This is a genomic window from Hymenobacter fodinae, from assembly GCF_004745825.1.
Taxonomy (GTDB): domain Bacteria; phylum Bacteroidota; class Bacteroidia; order Cytophagales; family Hymenobacteraceae; genus Hymenobacter; species Hymenobacter fodinae.
In genome coordinates, this window is the sequence record NZ_SRLA01000001.1 from 1400375 (window position 1) to 1419372 (window position 18998).

The 18998-nt window shown below is 54.0% G+C and carries 19 protein-coding genes; 6 read left to right on the plus strand and 13 right to left on the minus strand.

All coding sequences use genetic code 11. The annotated features are described in order from the left end of the window. Positions 1-4: 4 nt before the first annotated feature. Positions 5-1627 carry a SusD/RagB family nutrient-binding outer membrane lipoprotein gene (locus EU556_RS05980; RefSeq protein WP_135431978.1) on the plus strand — a complete coding sequence of 541 codons (1623 nt, stop codon included), beginning with the start codon at positions 5-7 and terminating at the stop codon, positions 1625-1627. An 88-nt stretch (positions 1628-1715) separates the two neighbouring features. Here the strand turns inward: EU556_RS05980 and prfB are convergent. The 8 genes from prfB to EU556_RS06020 form a co-directional block, all read right to left on the minus strand. Then, positions 1716-2793 (minus strand): peptide chain release factor 2 gene (gene prfB, locus EU556_RS05985; protein WP_135431980.1). Its coding sequence is split into 2 segments (ribosomal slippage): positions 1716-2732 and positions 2734-2793, totalling 1077 coding nucleotides; the frame shifts between segments, so codons are not numbered across the junction. Between the two features lie 118 nt (positions 2794-2911). Further along, entirely contained in the window at positions 2912-3976 is a 1065-nt protein-coding gene (locus EU556_RS05990) for a branched-chain amino acid aminotransferase (protein WP_135431982.1), read from the minus strand. 158 nt (positions 3977-4134) lie between these two features. Continuing rightward, complete coding sequence (locus EU556_RS05995) at positions 4135-4683, minus strand: cob(I)yrinic acid a,c-diamide adenosyltransferase (protein ID WP_135431984.1); 549 nt, start codon at positions 4681-4683, stop codon at positions 4135-4137. Between the two features lie 101 nt (positions 4684-4784). Then, entirely contained in the window at positions 4785-5507 is a 723-nt protein-coding gene (locus tag EU556_RS06000) for an ABC transporter ATP-binding protein (protein ID WP_135431986.1), read from the minus strand. 13 nt (positions 5508-5520) lie between these two features. Beyond that, positions 5521-8577: a tetratricopeptide repeat protein gene (locus EU556_RS06005; RefSeq protein ID WP_135431988.1), complete on the minus strand. Its 3057-nt coding sequence runs from the start codon at positions 8575-8577 to the stop codon at positions 5521-5523. A gap of 3 nt (positions 8578-8580) precedes the next feature. After that, positions 8581-8868, minus strand: coding sequence for an Asp-tRNA(Asn)/Glu-tRNA(Gln) amidotransferase subunit GatC (gatC, locus tag EU556_RS06010; RefSeq protein WP_135431990.1), 288 nt, complete (start codon positions 8866-8868; stop codon positions 8581-8583). A 23-nt stretch (positions 8869-8891) separates the two neighbouring features. Then, a complete protein-coding gene (locus tag EU556_RS06015) occupies positions 8892-9707 on the minus strand; it encodes a lysophospholipid acyltransferase family protein (protein ID WP_135431992.1) in 816 nt (271 codons plus the stop codon). Between the two features lie 79 nt (positions 9708-9786). Then, positions 9787-10359 (minus strand): NUDIX domain-containing protein, encoded by a 573-nt coding sequence (locus tag EU556_RS06020; protein WP_135431994.1) that lies wholly within the window; start codon positions 10357-10359, stop codon positions 9787-9789. Between the two features lie 433 nt (positions 10360-10792). Here EU556_RS06020 and EU556_RS06025 point away from each other — a divergent pair, with 433 nt between their 5' ends. Both EU556_RS06025 and EU556_RS06030 read left to right on the plus strand, forming a co-directional pair. Beyond that, positions 10793-11038, plus strand: coding sequence for a hypothetical protein (locus tag EU556_RS06025; protein WP_135431996.1), 246 nt, complete (start codon positions 10793-10795; stop codon positions 11036-11038). 138 nt (positions 11039-11176) lie between these two features. After that, a complete protein-coding gene (locus tag EU556_RS06030; RefSeq protein ID WP_135431998.1) occupies positions 11177-11752 on the plus strand; it encodes a ribonuclease HII in 576 nt (191 codons plus the stop codon). 145 nt (positions 11753-11897) lie between these two features. Here the strand turns inward: EU556_RS06030 and EU556_RS06035 are convergent, their stop codons facing one another. Genes EU556_RS06035 through EU556_RS06045 form a run of 3 tightly spaced genes read right to left on the minus strand, consistent with a single transcriptional unit; the run spans position 11898 to position 14359 of the window. Then, entirely contained in the window at positions 11898-12341 is a 444-nt protein-coding gene (locus tag EU556_RS06035; RefSeq protein WP_135432000.1) for a response regulator, read from the minus strand. Between the two features lie 47 nt (positions 12342-12388). Further along, positions 12389-13942 carry a sensor histidine kinase gene (locus tag EU556_RS06040; protein WP_135432002.1) on the minus strand — a complete coding sequence of 518 codons (1554 nt, stop codon included), beginning with the start codon at positions 13940-13942 and terminating at the stop codon, positions 12389-12391. A 51-nt stretch (positions 13943-13993) separates the two neighbouring features. Then, the gene (locus tag EU556_RS06045; RefSeq protein WP_135432004.1) at positions 13994-14359 is read right to left on the minus strand and encodes a CZB domain-containing protein; all 366 of its coding nucleotides are present in this window, start codon (positions 14357-14359) and stop codon (positions 13994-13996) included. A gap of 317 nt (positions 14360-14676) precedes the next feature. Here EU556_RS06045 and gcvT point away from each other — a divergent pair, with 317 nt between their 5' ends. Together gcvT and EU556_RS06055 are read left to right on the plus strand one after the other, a co-directional pair. Further along, positions 14677-15783 (plus strand): glycine cleavage system aminomethyltransferase GcvT, encoded by a 1107-nt coding sequence (gene gcvT / locus EU556_RS06050; protein WP_135432006.1) that lies wholly within the window; start codon positions 14677-14679, stop codon positions 15781-15783. 99 nt (positions 15784-15882) lie between these two features. Then, the gene (locus tag EU556_RS06055; RefSeq protein WP_135432008.1) at positions 15883-16596 is read left to right on the plus strand and encodes a 2-phosphosulfolactate phosphatase; all 714 of its coding nucleotides are present in this window, start codon (positions 15883-15885) and stop codon (positions 16594-16596) included. Here the strand turns inward: EU556_RS06055 and EU556_RS06060 are convergent. Together EU556_RS06060 and dtd are read right to left on the minus strand one after the other, a co-directional pair. Then, entirely contained in the window at positions 16593-16919 is a 327-nt protein-coding gene (locus tag EU556_RS06060; RefSeq protein ID WP_135432010.1) for a nucleotide pyrophosphohydrolase, read from the minus strand. The genes EU556_RS06055 and EU556_RS06060 overlap by 4 nt on opposite strands. Positions 16920-16951: 32 nt before the next feature. Then, entirely contained in the window at positions 16952-17398 is a 447-nt protein-coding gene (dtd, locus tag EU556_RS06065) for a D-aminoacyl-tRNA deacylase (protein WP_135432012.1), read from the minus strand. A 108-nt stretch (positions 17399-17506) separates the two neighbouring features. On the opposite strand from dtd, the gene EU556_RS06070 reads away from it, so the two are divergent. Beyond that, positions 17507-18997 (plus strand): hypothetical protein, encoded by a 1491-nt coding sequence (locus EU556_RS06070; protein ID WP_135432014.1) that lies wholly within the window; start codon positions 17507-17509, stop codon positions 18995-18997. The last annotated feature ends 1 nt before the right edge of the window (position 18998 follow it).

Consider the following 18998-nt stretch of genomic DNA (forward strand, 5'->3'; position numbering starts at 1 on the left):
TTTCATGAAAATATCATTTAAAGTACTCGCAGTTGGGGCGCTTATGCTTGCCGCAACTGGCTGCGATGATTTCCTAGACATCAACACTAACCCTAACGCGTTGACGGCAGCAACGCCTGATGCAATCCTGGCACAGGCACTAGCTGCTACCGCTGCCAACTATAATGGCGGGATCAACAACGGCAATAACTACAACACCTACTCAAGCTTCGCCACTGGTTATTGGGGCAAATCGGGTGGTGTGAGTGGATTCGGTGAAGAGCGTACGTACAACTACTCTAACTCGTATAACGCAACGCTATTTACTGCCACTTATGATAACCTGAATGACTATAACATCATTCAACGGCAAGCTGGCACGTATCCTAACCACGCGGCTATTGCTCGTATCATGAAAGCCTACAACTTCTTGTTGCTGGTGGATCAGTGGGGAGATATTCCTTACTCTCAAGCGCTACAAGGTGCTGCTGAAACGACTCCTGCTTACGATAAGGCTGCTGACATTTATGCTGACCTTTTAGTCCAACTAACTGGAGCCATTGCTGACATCAATACTGCTGCAGCTAATAACACTGCACTTACTGTTGGCGCAGCTGAGGACATTGTTTTTGCTGGTAACATGACTAAGTGGAAACAATTTGCAAACAGTTTGAAGCTGCGTATCCTAATGCGTGAGTCTCAGACCCCAGATGCAAGTGCTAGCGTTAAAACGCAACTAGCGGCTTTGCAAACCGCAACAGATGGCTTTATCACTGCTGATGTGGATGTACAACCTAACTACGCGCAAAGCACGGGTCAGCAGAACCCGTTCTATAATCGCTACGGTGCAACTGCAGCTGGTACTGCTTCTGGCGACCGGGCTTTTATTATCCCGACCAATTATATTATCAACCAGTACAAGGATAACAGTGATCCACGTCTTTCCCAGCTCTATGGTCAGGGAACAAAGTTAATAGGTGGTGTTGCTACGCCTGGATACTATGGTACCGACCTGGGCGAGGCCAACCCTCCTGCAGTAACAGGTAACAACATTGGTTCGCGTTTCCTGCTTAATGGAGGATTATTAAAAGGCCCAACTGCTCCAACCGTTATCATGTTGTTGTCAGAGCAATTGTTTTTGAAAGCAGAGGCCGAAACTCGTGGTCTCTTCACGGGTGGTGAAGCTGCCGCCAAGCAAGACTACTTGGACGGTATAAAGGCTTCCTTTATGCAATTCTATCGTCCTGCTAACTCAAACCTGAGAACTGCCACGGGTGTGAATAACGGTACAATTGCTACTGCTACAACGGCTACTCCAGGTGTAACGCAGTATAACACCTATATCACCGCAAACGCTACAAACCCTAAAGTCAATTATGACTTGGCTACAGTAAACGGCGCCTTGGGTAAACAAGAAATCATCATCTACCAAAAATATTTGGCTGAAAATACGGTGGCAAGCACCGAAGCATGGGATGATTTCCGTCGCACGGGTTTGCCAAAGTTCCCGGTTTCTTTAGAGGCAGCTACTCCTGGTAGACTTCCCAAGCGCTTGATTTATCCGCTATCGGAAATTAGCACGAATGCTGCTAACGTTCCGGCTGGTGTGGATCAGTACACGAAGATCTTCTGGGACGTTGTAGACTAATCAAGTTATATCGTAGAGTACACAAAAGGCTGCCCAATTTGGGCAGCCTTTTGCATTTTCTTGTACACCTATGTGCGATGTGATGAGGCTAGCTCTGCATCAAATAACCTCTTATATACTCGTCTAAATCACCATCCAGTACGTTTTGCACGTCAGTGCGCTCAATACCTGTGCGGAGGTCTTTAATAAGCTTATAGGGATGCAGAACGTAGTTACGGATTTGGGAGCCGAAGTCGATACGCTTTTTGCCTGCTTCTACTTTATCCCGCTCGGCGTTGCGCTTGTCCATCTCAATTTGATAGAGGCGAGACTTTAGCATGCGTAGTGCGTGCTCTTTATTCATCAACTGGCTGCGCTCGATTTGCACAGCGATGATGATACCTGAAGGAGCGTGGGTCAAGCGCACTGCCGTTTCTACTTTATTTACATTCTGACCTCCAGCACCGCCGGCTCGGAAAGTGTCCCAGGAGATGTCAGCAGGATTGATCTGGATGTTAATAGTATCATCAACTACCGGATAAGCAAACACGGATGCAAATGAAGTGTGACGCCGGCCGCTGCTGTCAAAGGGCGAAATTCGCACGAGACGGTGTACACCAATTTCGCTTTTTAAGTAACCGTAAGCGAATGGGCCATCAATTTCTAATGAAGCTGATTTAATACCTGCTCCTTCGCCGGGTTGATAGCTAACCTGACGTACGGTGAACCCTTGTTTTTCGCCCCACATGATGTACATGCGCATAAGCATTTCTGCCCAGTCCTGGCTTTCGGTTCCGCCCGCACCGGGGTTAATTTCTAGGATGGCCGATAATTGGTCTTCCTCATCGGAGAGCATGCGCTTGAATTCAAGTCGGTCAACGGCTTGTTCGGCGGCTTCAAACTCCTGTTGTATCTCTTGTTCAGAGACATCGCCCTCACGGTAGAAGTCATACAACACTTCTACATCACCCACCGCTTTTTCAACGGCCTCAAAGTCATCAGTCCATACTTTGAGGGCTTTGATGTCTTTCATGACCGCTTCAGCTTTTTTGGAGTCATCCCAAAAGCCTGGAGCAGTGGTTTGAGCTTCTGTTTCTAATACTTGTGCTTTACGGTTATCGTAGTCAAAGGTACCTCCTCAGGGCCTCAGCGCGGCCCTTCAAGTCCTTTACCTGTTCATGGGTCATCGGGACAAAAAGTGAATGATGGAAAGAATGGGTAAGTGGCAAAGGTCAACATAAAAACTGAGGCCAACTTCATGTGAAGTTGGCCTCAGTTTTTATAACTAGGGAAGCGCGTTGAAAATTACACGCGCACCATCCAACTGTGGGTATCAGCAGCCTTACCACTCCGGATGTCTGCTAAGGCTGCTGACACGCGGTGCGAGAAAGCGTCGGCGGGTGGCATAGGAAGGGCGTAGTCTTCTCCTTGGTAACCAATGACGGCAATAGGGGCAATGGTAGCAGCGGTACCTACACCGAAGGCTTCCTGCAGGGTGCCGTTGGCCTGTGCTTCGAGAATTTCCAACGCAGACACTTTGCGCTCTTCAACTGGAATATCCCAGTCACGAGCTAATTGGAGCACGCTACGACGGGTAATGCCATCAAGGATAGAAGAGCTAAGGGCTGGTGTAACAACTTTGCCATTAATAACAAACACAGCGTTCATGGTGCCAGACTCTTCTACATACTTATGTTCTGAAGCATCAGTCCAGATAAGCTGGTTGTAGCCCTCCTGCTGAGCTAGCTTGGTAGGATACATGGCCGCACCGTAATTACCCGCGTTCTTAGCGAAGCCGGCGCCACCCTCAGCTGAGCGAACGTACTTTTCTTCAAAGCGCACGCGCAGGGGCTTATTATAATACAGGCCTACGGGGCAGGTAATAATCATGAACCGGTACGAATCGGAGGGGCGCACACCCAGCAAACCGTCGGTTGCAAACATGAACGGCCGGATATAAAGAGCACTGCCGGTAAAGCTCGGAATCCACGGAGTGTCTAGACGCAGTAGCTGAGTTAGGCCCTGCATGAAGATTTCCTCAGGAATAGTCGGCATGCACATACGCTCTGCCGAAGCGTTGAGGCGGTGCAGGTTGTCGTAAGGACGGAACATGTATACCTCTCCTTGCTCATTTTTGTAGGCCTTCATGCCCTCAAAAATAGCTTGTCCATAGTGCAGGGCTGAATTAGCGGGGCTCACGGTCATGTCGCCATAAGGGACAATCTGCGGCTCTTGCCACTCACCATCGTGGTAGTCGACTACCAGCATGTGGTCTGAGAAGGTCTTGCCAAACTCCAAGTGGTTGAAGTCCACTTCGGGGAGGCGGGAAGCACTGGTGCGCTTCGTCTGGATGGTGAGGGTGTCAATCATAGGAAGAAAGTGGGGTGGGTAGGAATAAGGGTACAATAGCGAATAGGAGAGACCTTTAAAACGGACTCAGCTAACCACTGGTTGTAAGAGAGGGGTGGGAGGGCAGTAGGAGCGAGTAAAATGCAGAAAGAAAGTGACTTGGGGGTGTGGATGAGAATCTACATTCGAGGTTGCCAAGTAACTTCCTCGGCGCCTAAGTCATGCGCCATTTGCCGGCTTAGTACAAACAGAAAATCAGAAAGGCGGTTCAAATACATCACCACCAGATCGGCGACAAAGGAGTCTTCCCGCAACTGGATAACTAAGCGCTCGGCGCGGCGGCAAACACACCGGGCCACGTGGGCAAATGAAACAGCGGGATGGCCACCCGGCAAGACAAATACCCGCAACTCAGGCAAGGTAGCGTTCATCTGGTCCATTTGCTGCTCCAGAAGGGTTACGTCCTCGGCGTGTAAGTCCGGAATTTTCATCTTGGATTTCTCGGGGTCGGAGGCTAATGAAGCACCGATTGTGAAGAGCCGATCCTGGATTTCCTTGAGCAACGGACGTCGAGTAGCATTGACTTCCTGGTCGCGCACTAGGCCTATGTAGGAGTTTAGCTCATCAACGGTACCGTAGCAGTCGATCCGCAAACTAGATTTAGGGACGCGAGTACCGCCAATAAGGGAAGTCAAGCCTTGGTCGCCGGTTTTGGTATAGATTTTCAAGAGCAGGATAAGTAGAAGGGAAACGTACTCGATAGACAGGCAACGGGGCAGAAAGTTGCGGCCTAGCCGGAAGGCGTTGCCTATCGCCGGGCGCAGCAACCCTATTTACTTACCAACTGATGGTGCGTGTTTACCTCGTGATTGATAATATCTGTTTCAATCAGACCATCTCGCAGCCGCACAATACGGTGAGCATAGCGCGCAATATCTTCCTCGTGCGTTACCATGATAATGGTATTGCCCTTCACGTACAGGGCCTCGAACAGGTCCATGATTTCATGGCTGGTACGGGTATCAAGGGCTCCGGTAGGTTCGTCGGCGAGGATGATGCTAGGGTTATTCACTAGTGCGCGGGCAATTGCCACGCGCTGGCGCTGGCCGCCGCTAAGCTCATTGGGTTTGTGCAGAGCCCGTTCAGCTAGGCCTACGCTGCGCAGGGCCTCACGAGCAATTTCCTGGCGCTCTGACTTGCCATAACCAGCGTAAATCAAAGGCAGGGCTACGTTATCGAGGGCGGTAGCGCGCGGGAGTAGGTTAAATGATTGGAAGACGAAGCCAATCTCGCGGTTACGCACGTCGGCCAGCTGATTGTCGGTCATGTTGCTTACGTCATGGCCGTTTAAGACGTACCTACCGCCGCTAGGAGTATCCAGACAACCTACGATATTCATGAGGGTTGACTTACCAGAACCGGAGGGTCCCATGAAGGCTACATACTCGCCGCGCTGGATGGTAATGGAAACGGATTGCAGCGCGTGGATTTCCTCGGTCCCCATCCGGTAGACTTTGGAGATGTCAGTGGTTTCAATGACGGGGTGCAGCATAACCAAAATCAGATTAGTTCCAGGGAGCCGTGGAGGCTGTCTGCGCAGTGCGCCGCGACTCTACCAGCGTACGAAAGGTACTATATTCCTGAGGGGAAAGCAACGCGGCCAAGTGCTCGAGCGGAGCGGCTGCATACTCGTTCAGACCCACTGGAATGGCGGCCAAAACGTAAGCTTTCAACAGCTCTGCTGACTCCGGATTGTAGTCAATTCCCCGCAGTAAGGTGTTATAAGCAGTAATGAAATCATTGCGCTGGGTATGAAACTGGGCTGCTGCCAGCATACCACTTTCAACAAAAGGAGTTTCCTGCACGAGCTGAGCATAGAGCTTGGCTGCCTGCTGAGGCTGTTGGTGCGCTTCGGCGAGTACCGCCTCAAAATAACGCCGCCAAGCCAAGTCGGGTCCTTGGAGGTAGGCCTGTTCCGTGAGTTGCTGCAGGGCTGGCCATTGCTTAGTTCGAACTAGTAGTTCGCCCCGCTGCACATTCCAGGCCGAGGCCTGAATAGAACGAGTGTTGACTGCGGGTGCGAAGCGCTGCACTACTTGCTGAGCTGGGGCTAGCTGTCCAGCACGCACTGCTCGCGGTAGCTGAGCTAGAAGGGCCGCTTGACGGGGCGCAGGCTGTTGAATTGCTGCGGCAGGGGCTAAAAGGTCGGTACTGGCTGGGAACTCGTCACCGCGTAATACCAAGTATTGTGCCTTCAGGGAATCGGAAGCCTGAGCGTAATCGGCGCCAAAAGCAGGCTGTATGATTGTAAATAGGTCGCGGGTAAGACCTGGCAAGGGCACTTGGGGTTGCTTGAGCAGATAAGTAGCTACCCGGCGGGCAGAATCAAGTTGTCCGCTTAAGACCAGTGCGTAGGCTTGGGGTAACCCTGCCGCCGCAGCGCCATTCTGCACCGCTTCGGCTAAGCGCGGAGCGGCCGCCGCGTATAGTCGCTGATCTAGCAACCACAGCCCTTGGATAGATTGGTAGTAAGCAGCCGCGGGTCCGGAGCCGGTAGCTAAAGGACGCAGTGTAGCTTGCGCTGCTACTGGCTGACCGCCGTACTGCTGCGTAAGGGCACGTAGAAACAGAAGCTGATCGGCGTACGGCGTGTTGTCTGGTTGCGCGGCAAGTTGTTTGAGTGTGGGCAGTAGAGCCGTATCTCGGCGCGTAACTTGGCCTAGGGCATAATGGTACAAGCGCGCAAATGTGGCAGGGGATAGTGGCTCCGTTGATGGCGGGGTTTCTAAAGCTGTTTCCGAACGATGGTTGGTCAGCTGGCCTAGCAGAAGCCGATTGCTTTGCAGGGCCGGGTCGGTAGCATCAGCAGCCTCGGTAGCGAGCTGTTGAGCCGCTGACCACTGCTGTTGCTGCATGAGGTAGGCCAGTCGGTTGGACTGGAGGACGGAACTGTTGGGGGCCAGTGCTTCGGCGCGCGCTTGGTAATACGCAACGGAGTCGGAGAGGGAAGAGCGAGTATAGAGCTGCGCTAGGTCACCGGCGATAGAGGCACTACGTGGGGTGCTCTTTAAACCTGCTCGCAGAACTTCTAACCGGTCGAAGAAGTCGGCTGGCTCGTTATAAAGAGCTGCCAGGCGCAGCGAAATTTTCTCGGATGGCCTACGGCTCAGGGCGCGTCGCAGGATGTTGATCTCATTCTGGCGCTGCAGCCGGAAACGATATAACGCTGCCCGACCTAGGCTGGCTTTGTGATTATGCAGGTCAAGCTCATCACTCTCAGCGTAGTAACGTTCGGCTAGTAAGGCCAAAGCATCAGTGGTTGGCGCCAGCTCGCTCTGCAGGCGAGTAAGGTCGCCGAGGTTGTTGTAGTAGGCCGCCTTAACCTGATCGACTACAAAAAAATTGTTGCGTAATTCAACGGCCCCCACAGCTGCTAGGCCTAGCAGATACATGGCGAAGAATGGAAAGCGTCGCGGCTCATACACCACACGGTGTACTGCCATCTTTTTGCGAATCAACGGACCAAAATTCACTAGCACGTATAGCAGAAAGGCGGTGCCAATAGCTAGAAGCGCGACGGCAGTAAAGTCGCGGGCGGCAAAGAGAAATGGGTCGTTGGCGGTGGCAAACGCGTAGCCAAGCGCCGTGGCCGCCAACAGGACAACGACCAAGTAGAGGTAAGTGGCCCCAGGCCAAAATGAAACGAAGGAACCGTACGTGGCGCTACGCTGCTGTAGGCCTAACCAGCCAACTACCACGGCAGGCACCAGTAGCACGAGCGGGTCGAGGTGCCAACCGGGCAGGATGAGTAGTTCACCATTATTCCAATAATACAAGAGCAACGTGCCCAGGTACAGCAGGCTGGTTAATAGAAATGGCAATAGCCCAAAACGGCCACTAGGCGTTTCAGCCTGCGTGTTCAGCCATAGTAACCCAAAGATGTTCTCGTAGGCCACCCACAAGACTAGTAGGGCAAACGTCACGGCTCCCGAGGCCGTGAAGAAAGCCGTGAGATGGAGGGCCGTAACATCGGTTGCGTATTGGCTGCGCGTAAAGAGCAAGACGCCCAGTACGGCCACTATAGCACCAAGCACCAGCAGCCTGCTAGTAAAGCTGATGTTGGGTAGAAAAGCGTGGAAGGCAAACGTGCTGCCGCCCAGTAGCACCAAACTCAGAATCAAGAAATACTGCTCCCGTGCATTAAATACTCCTAGCAAGTCAGCATTCAGCGACATCAGCAGGAAAATCACCAGGCCCGTGCCAATGATAAATGCTGGGCGCGCTAGAGTACTAACGGAGGCAAGAAAATACGCCAATGCTACGCCTAACAGGCCTACAAGTAGTAGGGCAGCCGTAGGTTGCACGTAGGGGCCATCCACGTCATAAGTCTGCGTGAGCAGGTATCCATTCGCCTGAACAGGTAGCTCAGCTAGGCCTATGCGGACGGACGCGACAGTGGTGGGAACAGCCGTTAGCTGGGCTACTGGCCGGAGCGGTAGCACGGCATCATCGCCAGTGGCGTAATGCCAACCCGCCAGCCCCACGGCCAAGACGGTGAAGATGGCTAGTAGCAGCAGCGGGCCATGCCAGCGGCTATGCGAGGAAGCAGCAGGAAGTAGCAACCGTTATTCTAAAACTTTCGGGACACGGAAATAGTCAGAGTCCTTGCGCGGAGCATTGCGCAGGCCTTCCTGGTGGCTCACCGTGTTGTGAGCTTCATCGGGGCGCAGCACATTGATTTCGTGCGAAAGGTGAACCAGAGGCTCTACATTGGACGTATCGAGCTGGCGAAGTTGATCAACCCAGTCTAGAATCTTATTTAAGTCGCCGAGCATTTGCTGCTCCTTGTTTTCGTCGAATTCTAGGCGGGCCAAATGGGCCAGCTTACGCAGGGTGGCTAGGTCGGTGCTCACAACAGGAAAAGTAAAACGTAGAATTAAGAGTTAGGCAGGGCCATTTCCTGCACTGCAGGCTGGGGCTTACGCCAGGTACTAGGCTCCGGAATACCAGCTCCTTCGGATAGGAACTCACTGGCAATAATCGTGTAAACCCGGTCCTTTAGTTCCGGGGCATCGGCTAAGGTAAGGCCGGTGGTTGGAATCGGCTCGTGCATAACTAGCCGCAGCGGAGAATACCGCACTCGCAGCGAGCCCTTGATACTGGGCATGAACTTGTGATTGAGCGGCATAGAAATAGGCACGATAGGTACGCCTGCCGCAATAGCTAGTTGGAAAGCACCTTCCTTAAACGGCACCATTTCTTCGCCGGGCTTAGGAGAGATAGTACCCTCCGGAAAAATAACCACTGAGCGGCCTGCCTCCAGACTACGCCGTGCTTCTACCATTGAGCGTCCCCGGCTTACGGCGCTGTTGCGGTTGACAGTAATATAGGTGCTACCGAAAATAGGACCCCACACGGGTACCTCCGCCAGGTCACTCTTGCCCACCATGTTCAGAAAGCCCGGAATGGCTTTGAACAACATCAGGATATCGATGTAGGAGCCGTGGTTAGCTACATACACGCACGGCTGATCCGCAGGAAGAGGGTTTTTCTTGATAATAGTAACGGGCACCCCCCACATCCGGATGGAGAAAATACTCCAGCCCCGGTTAAGAGCGTGAAGCTGCCGGTGCCATTTCTGGCGGCTCATCAGCCACTGCAGCGGATAGGTCAGCACGAAAGGCAGCACAAACCAAAAGGTTGCCCAAGTGGTGTAGAGCCGGTGGCCTATGTAACGTATCAAGCGACGCATACCTGCAAAGGTAAAAGGGATACGCGAGTAACGGCGAGGCTGGAACCGAGCTAAGCAACTCCAGCCTCGCTGTGCCAGCTTACTGCGCCAGCACGCGAGCCGCCTTTAGCAGGCCGGCTACACTAATGGCATCCGTAATCCGGTTGTTCATCACCATTTCAATAGCCTCAGAAAGGGGCAGCTTCCAGACGTGCAGATCCTCGGTGTCCTCAGGTTCTTCTGCGCCAAACTCTAGGTCTTGCGCCAAGAACACAAACCCCTCCTCATCAGTAACGGAGTTTGATGTGTGCAGCCGGGCAATATTGGTCCAGCGGTGGGCCGTGATACCGGTTTCTTCGCGCAGCTCCCGTTGGGCTGATTCCAAGATGTCAAGCTCTACTGGGCCACCACCCATCGGGATTTCCCAGCTGTATTCGTTGAGGGCGTAACGGTACTGGCCTACCAGCCATGTATTACCTTCCTCATCAACCGGCACAATACCCAGCGCCTTGTTTTTCATGGATACTACGCCATAGAGGCCCGGATTTCCGGCAGGATTCGTAATCTGGTCTTCCCGCACCCTGATCCAAGGGTTTTCGTACTTGACCTCGCTGTTGTGCGTTTGCCAAGGGTTGTGCGTTTCGTCGAGCTCGGAAAGATTCTTATTGGACATAAGCAAGAAATAGCTGGAAGGTGATGGGCGTAAAGGTAAGACTGATTTCTAGCTTTATAGGCACTAAGTATACACCTACCGGGTAGAAGAGTGAGTTGGTCGGTAAAGTAGTACTGTTTACCAAGTTCCAAAGCAAGCAAGGATAGCGCTAGTATACATTTGTATCAGTAATGAATGGCGCACGTAGGGTTAATGGAAAGGAAGGCTTCTACTGCGTTGTGTTGTTGTCGGCAAAGGAGTAGGGTGGATGAATGATTTGCCGGCCAACACACTGAAAAAACCGCTGCTTCAAGCAGCGGTTTTTTTGTTTTACGCCTTCTGCAAGCCACTCAATTACCAAAATCCTGTAAGGGTCCGCCTCCAACCTCGACTAGGTAGGGTGCGTATCATCGGAAGGTCGATCGTTCACATCCCGGTCGATGCAGTAAGTTGTATGGCCAATCAGTCAAAAAAGCAAACTACTCAAGAACAGCCTGGCGACCCACTATTCAACCTGAAGCATGCCCAGGCTGAGTCTGAACTCATACAGAACACCGGTGGCCTAGGCCCCACTACCAACGTGTATATCACCACCGACGAAGACGACGCTTTGGATGAAGGCCCGCGTGACAAACAGGGCAACCGCCGTGGGGCTAATGATGGTCCGGACGTTGGCTCGGCCGCTGGCAGCCACAAATAATACCATATCCGCTGCGGAATAGCAGCACCTAGAACAGGCCTCTCCTATTGCCAGATGCAGTAGGGGAGGCCTGTTCCTTTGTGTGTACGCGGGTTTTCCTGATGTAGAGATGAGAGTGGCCTAGCGTACCTTTGCGGAATGTTACTCGCTTCGTACACGGGCCACCCCCTGGAAGCCGGACTCGATGAAGCAGGCCGGGGGTGTTTGGCCGGGCCCGTTTTTGCCGCCGCTGTTATCCTGCCGCCCGACTTTACTTCTCAGCACCTCAACGACTCCAAGCAAATGACAGCTCGCCGGCGGGAGCTGGTGCGCGCCGAAATATGCCAGGAAGCCGTAGCGTGGGCTGTAGCGGAGGCGTCGCCACAGGAAATAGCCTCTATCAACATTGCGCAGGCGAGTTATCTGGCGATGCACCGGGCCGTAGCAAAGCTAGACATACAGCCCACGCACCTGCTGGTGGATGGTAATCGGTTTCGGGCGCATCCTGTGCTACCGCACACCTGCATTATTGGGGGCGATGGATTATACCGCTCTATTGCGGCGGCCTCGGTGCTGGCAAAAACATTCCGTGATGACCGGATGCGGGAGCTGGCGGCAGAGTTTCCGTACTACGGTTGGGAGCAAAATGCTGGGTATCCTACTCCAACCCATCGGGCGGCCATTAGGGACCACGGGCCCACAGAGCACCACCGAATGGGGTTTCGGCTGCTATAGCCGAAGTTCCGATGATTTTATAAACAGCAAGACCTTAGCATACTAGCGCCGGCCATTGCTAGGCCACTGTTGCCAGATACCAAGGTCATACATAATTGGTGCAACTGGCTTATGGTACCCTCAGGTTCAGTTGCAACTGTGCGGCTTAATCTTTCAGCCGGAGCAGGTCCAGGAAAAGGCTAAAACCATCTACCGTGGCGCCTCCTTCTCCAAACTTATCAAAGCTTAGCGGCTTGATGATGTATCCGCTGACAGCCAACTCCTGGGCTTTGAACCGTTCGGTTTCAAGATCAGAGGTGGTGGTGATAAACACATTGAGGCCTACAAAGTCGGGGTCGGAGCGCAAGATCTGCAGTAGCTCTAGTCCATTCATGCGGGGCATGTTAATGTCGAGCATCACCACATTAGGCTTAGGGATCTGTGCTTTCCCGTCTTCGCCCCGAAGCAGACTTAGGGCTTCTTTGCCGTTGCGGGCAATATGCAAGGGTACATCAATGTTGTGCTTCCGTAGCTCGCGTTGCACATTCATTATATCCATCTGATCGTCTTCGACGAGCAGAATGCTAGGTTGAGAGTCGTCGCTTATCATGGGGTCGAAAAACGGATAAAGTCCGAATATCTAAGCGCGTATACGTGCTACCGACGACTTTGGGCATAGGAAGCCGAGATTAGGGCTTCTTTCGAGCGTGATTCTGCACGGCGGGAAGTTTCCTTAGGCCAGGTAAAGATGAAAGTGGCCCCCTGGCCCTCAGCTGATTCTACGCGAATAGTACCGCCGCGCCCTTCCACTATTTTCTTTACTATGGCTAGGCCTACGCCCGTGCTTTCCAGGGTGTCGCGCTCCGTTAGCGTCTGGAAGATGACGAAAATCCGCTCGTGGTACTCGGGGGCAATACCTGGCCCGTTGTCCTGAACGGTGAACTGAAATTGCCCACGCTCCTCGCGGCAGCCAATTTTGATCAAGCCCGTCTCCGGGTGGTTATGGTACTTAAGGGCGTTGCTGATGAGGTTGCTGAACACTTGCTGCAACTGCACGCGGTTGGTAGTGAGCGTGGGCAAATAGCTGGGTAGCTCAATAGTAAACCCCGGCGGCGGAGCCAGTGAGTCGAGGATTTCCTGCAGTAGTTCGCGCACGTTCACGCGCTCCTCCGCCTGCTTCGTGCGCCCCACCCGAGACAACTCCAGAATACCACTAATGAGGTTTTCCATGCGGAAGACGCGAGTGCGCATCAGCAACAAAAATTCCCGAATATGCTCGGGCAACTCTTGGCCCATGTCTTCTTCAATCCAACGAGAGGCCGTTTCAATGCCCCGCAGCGGCGCTTTCAGGTCATGAGAAACCACGTAGGCAAACTGATCCAGCTCCTGATTGCGGCGCTCCAGCTGCGTAATAGTCCCATCAATGGTATTCGACATGATATTAAGCGAGTCGGCCAGCTCCGTGAGCTCGTCCTGCTCCGTGTCGAGAACCGTGGTGGCATACTCGCCATCGGCAATGCTGCGAGAAAGCGTTACCATGCCTCCAATGCGGTGCGAGAGTTGGCGCACCAGATACGACGCATACAGCAGGCCTAGGAAGATAGTCGCCAGCGTGATACTCACTGATAGCACGCGCGTTTCCCGAATGCTTTCCTGTAGCTTTTGGCGCTGCCCCAGGCGCATGCGGGTTTCTTCCTGCTCAAACGCCGTAAACACCACCCTGATCTGGTCCATAAGGATTTTGCCGGTGAGCCCCGAGGTGAGGTTGCGGTGCTCCAGTCCCTCCAACGCTATCTGGTTCGGGTTCCGGCGTAGGGCCTCCCGCTTTTCACTGATGAGCAGGTGAGAGTAGGCCGTCCATTGCTGGTAAAGCTGCTGCGCGCGTAGCATGCGGTTGTACTGAGGAGTGTTGATGGGCAACTCGTCGCGAAGCTCCGCGAACCGGCCTAGCAGGTTTCGCTCACCCTCATAGTAATACTCCAGCAGCACCTCATTGCCAATAAGCAAATACCCCCGGAAGCCGCTTTCCATATCAATGATGTTGCGCAGTAGGGTGGTAGCCTCACCCGTGATGCGCTGGGAGCGTTCTACGCGCTGAGAATTGCGTAGCACCTTGCGAGAAAGCTGGTAATTGATAACCACTACGGCCGCAAACAGCACCGAAATGGCCACAAAGCCAGCGAAGAGTTTAGTAGAAATTCGAAGCTTCATGCCGGGCAGGGAAGATGAAAGCGCTAGGCCACTAGGCTGCCAGCAAGTGGCCTAGCGGCCCGTGCGGAGCTGTTGCTGCATCGTACGCAAGAGCTCTGTTATATGATCTGCAATCTGATCAACTTCTGCCAAGCCCGCAATGGCTTGGTCTTGGTGGCCCTGCTGCAGCAGATCCATCAGGCGGTTGGCTACCTGGTGCATGCGAATGTGCACCCGGTTTAGTTCGTGGCTGATGGGCATATGAGCGTACTCCTTTAACACCCGGGTATTAATCCACTGGCCGAAGCTGCACACGTTCGGGTCGCGGATGGGTGTTTGGCTGGTGCCGCTACCGTATAGGAAAGAGCGTAGCTTGGACTTGAACGACAGGTGCTTTATCAGAGCGGAATCGAAATCCTGTTTGAGCTCATCGGTCATAAATTCTACATCAGAGGCTGCCCAGACAGCGAGAAAATGGCTAGGTGCCAGTAAAATGAGCAGTAGCTCAGAAAAGCTCTTGCGCGGGGCAAGAAGTAACCACAAAGATAAGCCTGGGCAGTTGGCCCAAGGGCATTAGGAATTGGCTAATTTCGCCCGGCGCTTGATACCTGCCCGTAGGCCTATGAGCAAACATTGAGGCGCTGTTACCACAAGTGTGAAAGCCAGAGCTTATACGGATGAAAGCTCCTCCGTAGCTAAGGTAATTCGCTTAGGGTAGTTTGTTTTCCTTCTTTTCTCCCACCACCCATTTTCTGATGGCTGAAGACCTCAAAACCGTTCCGTTGAATGATGTGCACCAGCAGCTAGGTGCTAAAATGGTGCCTTTCGCGGGCTATAATATGCCCGTGCGCTACTCCTCCGACCTGGAAGAGCACCACACCGTGCGCCGGGCCGTGGGCATCTTCGACGTGTCGCACATGGGCGAGTTTCGGGTGCGCGGCCCCCAGGCCCTCGATCTGATTCAGCGCGTGACCAGCAACGACGCCAGTAAGCTGCAGCCCGGTAAAGCGCAGTACTCGTGCCTGCCCAACACCCAGGGCGGCATTGTAGATGACTTGCTGGTGTATAAGCTGGCTGAGGAAGACTATCTGCTGGTGGTAAATGCGTCGAACATCGACAAAGATTGGAACTGGATTCAGCAGCACAATACGCAGGGGGCCGAAATGGAAAACGTTTCCGACTCGATTAGCCTGTTTGCCGTGCAGGGCCCCAAGGCCATTCAAGCCCTCCAGAGCCTCACCGATACTGACCTGACCAGCATTCCGTACTATTCCTTCGTGCAGGGTACGTTTGCTGGTGCCCCCAACGTCATTATCTCGGCCACGGGCTACACCGGGGCAGGTGGGTTTGAGCTATACGTGCCTAATGAGCACGCCAAGCAAGTCTGGGACAGCGTAATGGAAGCCGGTAAGCCATTCGGCCTGAAGCCCATCGGCCTTGGCGCCCGCGACACCCTCCGTCTGGAAATGGGTTACTGCCTCTACGGCAACGACATCACCGACGAAACCTCGCCTCTGGAGGCCGGGCTGGGCTGGATTACAAAGTTTACAAAAGACTTCACCAACGCCGATAACCTTAAGCAGCAGAAAGAAGCTGGGGTTTCGCGCAAACTGGTGGGCTTCCTGATGGATGGCCCCGGCATTCCGCGCGGGCACTACGAGCTGGTGAATGAAGCCGGCGAGAAAATTGGTGACGTTACCAGTGGCACGCAGTCACCTAGCCTGAGCAAGGGCATAGGCCTAGGCTACGTGCAAACTGAGCTGAGCGCGCCCGGCAGCAAGATCTTTGTGCAGGTGCGCGGCAAGAACTTGCCCGCCACCGTAGTAAAGCTGCCCTTCGTGCCCGGTACCGAAGAGGCTTAAGCTGTATGTCATGAGCAATTGCCAGTTACCAGGCTACGGCTTGGTAGCTGGCAATTTTGTTTACTCACCCATCCTGTTTTCTCCGCAACAATTTTCACCATGCCTTCCCTCGATATTTGTTTTTCCCCGGAGCTACTTCCACTTTATGACCTGCGAGGCCGGGTGGCAGTGGTGGTGGATATTCTGCGGGCTACTTCTTCTATTGTAACGGCACTAGCCCAGGGTGTTACACACATGGTGCCCTTTAGTGAGCTGGAGCCATGCCGGGAAATGGCGAGCCAGGGCTACCTCACGGCCGCTGAGCGCGACGGACGGCAGGCCGAAAACGTAGATTTGGGCAACTCGCCCTTTGGCTACCTCGATGGCGTAGTGCCGGTGCGGGGGCGCAGTGTGGCCATCACCACTACCAACGGCACCCGTGCCCTGCATTTATCTGCTGCTGCTGAACACGTGGTGTTGGGCGCTTTCCTGAACCTAGGTGCCGTAGTTGATTTTGTGCGGAAGCAGCAGCAAGATGTGGTGGTAGTATGTGCGGGCTGGAAAGGTAAATTTTGCCTCGAAGACACCCTGTTCGGTGGGGCGCTAGCCCACCGGCTGGCGCAAGAGTTTGACGTAACCAGCTCCGATGCTACCCTAGCCGCCCTCGACCTGTGGCAGGCCGCCCAACCCGATGTAGCCGCCTATCTGCTAAAGTCCGCGCATGTGCGGCGTCTCAACAGCCTAGAGTCGCACAAGGATATGGAGTTTTGCGTGCGCGAGGATGTATACAGTTTGGTGCCGGTATTTCGGGACGGCCGTATTGTAGTGGCCTAGAACAGCTTTTCGTTTTGGCGGTGACGGTCGGCGTCGCGCTTGGTCTTCTTGGCTAAGTTGCGCTGCAGGGCTTCGGTGAGGTTTACGCCGGTTTGGTTAGCTAAGCAAATCACTACGAACAGGACGTCGGCCAGCTCATCTGCTAAGACCTTGTCTTTGTCTGATTCTTTAAACGACTGCTCGCCGTACTGGCGGGCAATAATGCGGGCTACCTCGCCTACTTCTTCGGTAAGCATGGCCATATTGGTGAGTTCATTGAAGTACCGGACGCCGGTAGTCTGAATCCACTGGTCAACAGTTTGCTGGGCTTCTTCGATTGTCATGGGAGCAGAAAAAAGATGGAAATGCGGCTTGCTTATTCCGGCGAGTCGAGCACAATGGTAACTGGGCCGTCGTTGAGCAGTTCAACCTGCATGTCGGCGCCAAACTCACCGGTGGGCACCGCCTGGCCTAGCAGTTGCTCAAGCATGCCTACAAATTGCTCATACAGGGGAATTGCCACTGACGGTGGAGCCGCACCAATGTAGCTTGGGCGGTTGCCTTTGCGGGCATCGGCCAAAAGGGTAAACTGACTGACCACCAGTACCTGGCCACCCACATCTTGCACTGAGCGGTTCATTTTACCTTCCTCGTCGGAGAAAATACGCAGCTGCACCAGCTTGCGGGCCATCCAGTCGAGGTGGCGGGTGTCATCGGTAGGGGCAAAGCCAGCCAGCACGAGCAGGCCCTGACCTATGTTGCCAGTCACGCGGCCGTCTACGGTTACGCTGGCGTGCCGGACGCGCTGAATTACAGTACGCATAAGGAAGAATGATAAGGTGAAAGGGCCACTGCTGAGCAGGTGGTGGCGCAGTGGCCGTATGGGGTTCAACGGATATTGCCGTACTTCGCCGCACGCTCTACCCTGCGCATGGCGGCCACGAAGAACGACATTCCTTACGCGAACCTCAACCTCTGGTGGCTGCTGGCTCTGGTAGCCCTGGCCGCCCTGCGCCTGTACGGCCTGCATACCGTAGCCTTGCCCGATTACGACTCAGTACGCAACTGGCAGATAGTGCAGGAAGTAGTCTCCGGGAATGTGCACAACATATTCCACCACGGCAGCCCTGGTTTTTACCTGCTGTACGCGCCGCTGGCATGGGCTACTTCTGATTACCGCGTATTTCAGCACCTGAATGCCCTGTTAGCTGTTCTGGCCCTGGCCATGCTACTCCGCTTGGTAGGCCAGCAGTTGCGGTTACCGGGGTGGCAACTGGCGCTACTAACGCTCTTTGCCGGTACGTCGGTGCTGCTCACGTTCTCGGGCCGCGACTTTACTATGAGTTCTGGAAGCTTGTTCTGCTTTGCAGGGCTGCTAGCTGCGTATTGGCGGCGCCTGCAGCAGCCGAGCCGACAAACGTTGCTAAGGGCCACGGTGTGGCTAATGCTAGGCCTGTGCATTAACTACAAGTTCATCCTGACTATACCTATTCTGGTTGTACTGGAGCTGTGGCAAAATGATGGACTAGTGTGGCAGCGCAGCAACTTGGTACGGGTAGTGGCACTGCTGGCAGCCCCTTATGTAGTACTAGGGACTATAGGAGTAGCTGCAGGCCTGCGCTGGTACCTGTGGCCGGCGTTTTACTATAAAGTGGCCTTTCCGGATGCTGCAAACGCGGCCGGCCGTAGCAACACGCTCCGCTTCGACGGGCTCTACTATTTCCGCTACCTGTGGCAATTTGAGTCGCCGTTGCTGGGCCTAGGGCTGGCTCTCTTGCTACTAAAGCTGCGCCGAGAGTGGCCTAGCCGAGGGCAACTGCCTTTTATGTTCTACTTACTGGTGTGGGCCGCGTGCTTACTCACCGGAATGACGCTTTTACTAAAAGCGCCCCGAGGCTTACTATGGGCCTATCCGTTGTTGTACGTGCTGGCATTTGTGGGGCTCCGGCAATGGCTGCCCAGGGGGATACTGGCCGGGCTCATTGCCATTGCAATTGTGGGAAATGTCTACCGCTTGCAACGTGAAGTCTACGCTTACGCCCCCACGCATTACCCGCTGGTGGCAGCTTGGTTACAGGCGCACGGCGGCGGAAAAGTGGCCAGCACCGTCAGCCTAGGCCTGTCTCCTTTCTATGCTGACTCCGTTCTTGCCATAACGGATAAGCGCACTTTGCCAACTTTACGCCGCCGCGGCTACCGTTACGTGCTGCTAGATGACTACTGGCGCGTAACCGGCGTTACCCGCTTTAACTCCTTACGTCAGCAACAGCCCGTAGCAGCTTGGCCTGAACCATTGCTAACTTCTCCGCTGCTGTTTCTGGAGCACTCCGAGTATACTGGCCTAGGCTATGAAGAAACGCTGGCCCGGCAACGCATTGCACAGCAAGATACCCTGCAACTGCGGCTACTAAAGCTGTACTAAG